At 43.7% G+C, this 4,163-nt stretch carries 5 protein-coding genes; all 5 read right to left on the bottom strand.

Annotated elements, in window-relative coordinates; translation table 11 throughout:
* Positions 1-707: glycosyltransferase (locus HQK80_15820; GenBank protein ID MBF0223660.1), on the bottom strand; the 707-nt coding region annotated here is incomplete at its 3' end.
* Positions 698-1,636: a glycosyltransferase family 2 protein gene (locus HQK80_15815; GenBank protein ID MBF0223659.1), complete on the bottom strand. Its 939-nt coding sequence runs from the start codon at positions 1,634-1,636 to the stop codon at positions 698-700. The genes HQK80_15820 and HQK80_15815, both read right to left, overlap by 10 nt.
* Before the next feature lie 80 nt (positions 1,637-1,716).
* Entirely contained in the window at positions 1,717-1,872 is a 156-nt protein-coding gene (locus HQK80_15810) for a hypothetical protein (protein MBF0223658.1), read from the bottom strand.
* Positions 1,873-2,155: 283 nt separating this feature from the next.
* Positions 2,156-2,482 (bottom strand): nucleotidyltransferase family protein, encoded by a 327-nt coding sequence (locus tag HQK80_15805; protein ID MBF0223657.1) that lies wholly within the window; start codon positions 2,480-2,482, stop codon positions 2,156-2,158.
* Positions 2,483-2,622: 140 nt separating this feature from the next.
* The gene (locus HQK80_15800; protein ID MBF0223656.1) at positions 2,623-3,699 is read right to left on the bottom strand and encodes a class I SAM-dependent methyltransferase; all 1,077 of its coding nucleotides are present in this window, start codon (positions 3,697-3,699) and stop codon (positions 2,623-2,625) included.
* Positions 3,700-4,163: the final 464 nt, after the last annotated feature.

Here is a 4,163-nt window from a genome sequence, read left to right as displayed (position 1 = left end):
CCTCTCACGACAATATCATGAATCAGACAAGGCTTTAGCACTTCCTTAACAAGGGATGCCGTACTTTCAGAGGGTGCATAGAGCAGGTCGGCATACTCCACATTTCGTCTATGCTTTCCCCTCCACTCTTGGATATCAAATTGCCTGCCGGTTATCTTCTTGACGCATGCCGGGCAAATATCCAGTCCACCACCTTTGCAAAAACTACCATCTTGCCCAATGAGGGTAATTCCGGGACAGAGGAAAAAATAATCGTGAAGCGATATAACCAATCCACCAGACCAATCGCCCAAAAAAGATGAAATATCTAAGGGGCTCCTAAACAGATGATGTACATGAATGATATCAATTTGAAATTCTTGAAGAACTTCCTGAAACCTTTGGGTATAAAAAGAATCAGTGATGGTTAAATTATCTATGGGATTAGGAAGGGACAAGCGAGTACGACACCAATCGCCATTCTCATCTATTTCAATTAACGACAGTTCTCTACCATTTGAAGCCCAGATAATTGGTACAACTTCACCGCAGAAAGCCAGTTCTTCGGCTAAACCCTTCACGTGTAATTCGACACCACCCGGTGGAAACTCACTTCCCTCCAAAGGATCGCTGTGCAGAACGAAAAGAACATGTATCAAAGGTGCATTATCACCAGTTGTCGAGACTACAGGATCTAATTGCCGGCCAACTTTCGATATTACGCCCATCGTTTTCTAACCAAATCGATACGGCGTTCATCTTCCCGTCGAGCACTAAGCGTAGCTGGCAAGGCAAATATGTTCCACAGAAACGCACATCCTAGCGCCAATGAATTAACCATAAAATTTGAAGGCCTCATTCGCAGACAATGTGGTATATTAGGATCAAACTCAACTCCCGGTTTACAGACAAAACGTATCACCTCTTTAATTTCCTGCCATCCGGCGGAATACGATTCATTTTTGATAATAAGGCGAATTGTATTGCGCATGGCAAACCATGAAGATTTCCACAACCGTTTACTCCAATACCCCCCATTGTAATGCCATAGGGGCACATTAATCCGTACCTGTAAGTAGCCGGCACGCTTAATCCGCCGCGCCATATCATCCTCTTCACCGTATGCAAAATAGGCCTCGTCAATCAGCCCTAAATCCCTATAAACATCTGCTCTCGAAAAAAAAGCCGCACCAGTAACATGGGGCGCATCTTCGTACTCCAACTTTTCCCAGGCGGCAGACAACTCCTTAAATCGTATCTCATCAGGATCTTCGCCCTTAATATACTCCTGCAACATTGTAAAACCGACAATGCCAATCCGTGGATCATTTTCGCACACCTCAACCGCCCCAGCTATCCAGCGAGGATCAGCTTTTGTATCATTGTTTTGCAAAACAATGTAATCAGCGCCATTTTCAAGGGCATATTTTATCCCAGCGTTATTGCCGCCTGCCCAAACAAGATTGGCACCGTTCTCCAAAATGATCACATCTTTAAAGTTCTCACGAGTAAACTCCAGGGATCCATCTGTCGAGCCATTGTCTACCAACACAATATGACAGTTATCATATTGCGTTGCCGCCATGGACGGCAGGCAATATTCAAGATGCTGTTTTCCGTTATAATTTAGAACCAGTACATATACTTTAGGCTGCATGATTTCCCTATACCTTTTGTGGATTACTTCCGGATACACTTTCAGGTTCAGATACTAATTAGCAGAGCATCAAAATATGATTAACCACTACAAGGTTTGCTTACACTTTTAGATTCTAGCGGTGAAGTTGGCGAAGCCTTTTCACGTTGATCCCCGGCAAAACTATACAATTGTAGTTTTTTATTAAATTCGTATAGCTCACTGAGCTGGCTGAAAACTTTTTCAATTTTTTTCATCTTCTAACCTTTCGATGTCAGCTTGATCTTGGAGTGAATTCCTTTGCCTTTTCAACCAGATAATATCAGATTTTTCTGCAACATGAACAATTCCATGTTCACCTTCGGCAATAAGTGCATTTTCGATAATCTCTAAGTGTTTTTTATCTCCGGCAACTAATAAGAGTTAGTCTCAGACTTCACAAAATCCCCCTGAATCCCCCTATGACAGGGGGATTCAGGGGGATTTTTTATCTTATGTATAAATGAAAACTCCTTACTGTCCAATTATAACCGTCCGAAATCATTGATCACCGATAAAAAACCTCTGGAGATGTTGAGCTTGTTGAGGAAGATTAGCGCTAATCAGGTTTTTGATTGCTTTAAAAAACCGCCGTAAAGTCAACGGAGTGCTTTTAAACTTCCAGGGCGTTGCCGATTCAACATAGCCGTTTTGCTCAAGTATCCGGCGGGCTTTTTCAAAATCATTAGGTTCCAGGATCATGTCAATGTCTTGGGTGAACCTTGGCTCCGCGTAAAATGCCATAGCCACACCACCGACTAGAGCATAGCGAATTTCTTCATGTTCAAGATGTTTAATTATTTCTGCAAACTCATCGAATATATTCATATATCAACACTCAGGAACATTGAAAACAATTCACCGCACTGATCAAAAGTCCTGACACAAAAAGCGCGAGAAAACACCGTTTAACAGCGGGGCATAAACTCCGACGTCGAGAAAACAATCAATAAAAACGCAAGCATTTTCTACTTACTGCACCCACAGCACCTACGCAATCTCTCAACCAACCGAGAACAAATACACTTTTTATTATGCAATTGATACTCAGACAATTGGGCTTCAATTTCGTCAATTTTTACTTTCTTATTTTGTAAATCATCCTCTAAAGCAGAGCACTTATCACTTAAGCTGCTGTTGGTCTGCAATAAACTCTTTTCATTTTCCTGCAGTGCCCTGATCGAATCATTCAAGGAGTGGATATGGGTATCTTTATCCAGACACCAACCATCACGTTCGACAATCCCACCCTCTAAGGCGCTGATAATATTGCGTTTTATATTTCCTTCGTAGAAACTGCTAACTGGGGCGTCAATATCGGCATCTGACGCCACCGCAATGAGATATGCAGATCTTGGCGGTTGCTTAAGAACCGAGACCTGTCCGTTAGAATCCTGTGCAAATACTGAAAAGGATGTATGGTTTGTCTCTCTATCAGCCGTACTGTCCTCAAACACCAGCGACGAACAGAAAAAACCTGCTTGGCCGCCAATATGAAATGTCTTGAAATACCGCCCCAATAACTCCTTAAACTCTTCCTGAGTTAACTCTTTTAAATGAAAAGGATTTGTCTCATCACGAAGCTCGTTATAGCCATCAATATTTGGTGTCGACAGCAAAAGAACACCATCAGCCTTCAAAACCCGCTTGATTTCAGCCATAAACTCGTCATGCTCTGAAACATGTTCCAATGTTTCAAAGCTGACTACAACATCAACGGAACTATCTGGACAGGGGATAGAACTGCAGCTGCCGGACAGATACCTTAAAGTGTTATTCTGATATCGCGCCTGAGCATGAGCGACAGCTTTTGGATCAACATCCACACCGATCACACTTGCAGCCGCCTGAGACAAAATATAACTGCCATAACCCTCACCACTGGCAATATCCACGACAGATTTGCCTCGAACAAAAGCTATCGCCGCCACATATCTATGCAAATGCTCCATTGCCAGTTCATCCGAAACATCACCACAAGGAACAAAGCGCTCACCATCAAAATGCAGGGCAGATTCATTGTTCGGTAATTTTATACTAGTCATATCGTGCCTTCTCATACTTTTAGTGTCCGTCAATATCGTATCTGCCGGGGTGTGCAGCTAGAACCAAGTTTACTACAATCTTAATCCCAGTACAATTTTTTCTCACAATGGATGGAGATATAGGGGCGTGGCAATCCAGAATGTCGTCTTCGAAGTCGGAGTTTATGCCCTGTCGTTGAGGGTGCTATCTGCGAGCGAAGCGCGGCAATCCAGAAAAAGTAGGTCCAAGGGTTAAAAGCTCTGGACTGCCGCGTCGCTACGCTCCTCGCAGTGACGGGAATAATTGTCGTCATCGAAGTCGGAGTTTATGACCTGCCGTTGAGGGTGCTATCTGCGAGCGAAGCGTGGCAATCCAGCACGTCGTCTTTGCGAGCGAAGCGTGGCAATCCAGCACGTCGTCTTTGCGAGCGAAGCGTGGCAATCCAGCACGTCGTCTTTGCGAGCGAAGCGTGGCAATCCAGAAA

It is taken from the genome of Desulfobulbaceae bacterium (assembly GCA_015231515.1).
Lineage (GTDB): Bacteria > Desulfobacterota > Desulfobulbia > Desulfobulbales > VMSU01 > JADGBM01.
Note: the sequence above shows the minus strand (reverse complement) of the source record. Positions and strands in the feature narration are given on the sequence as shown.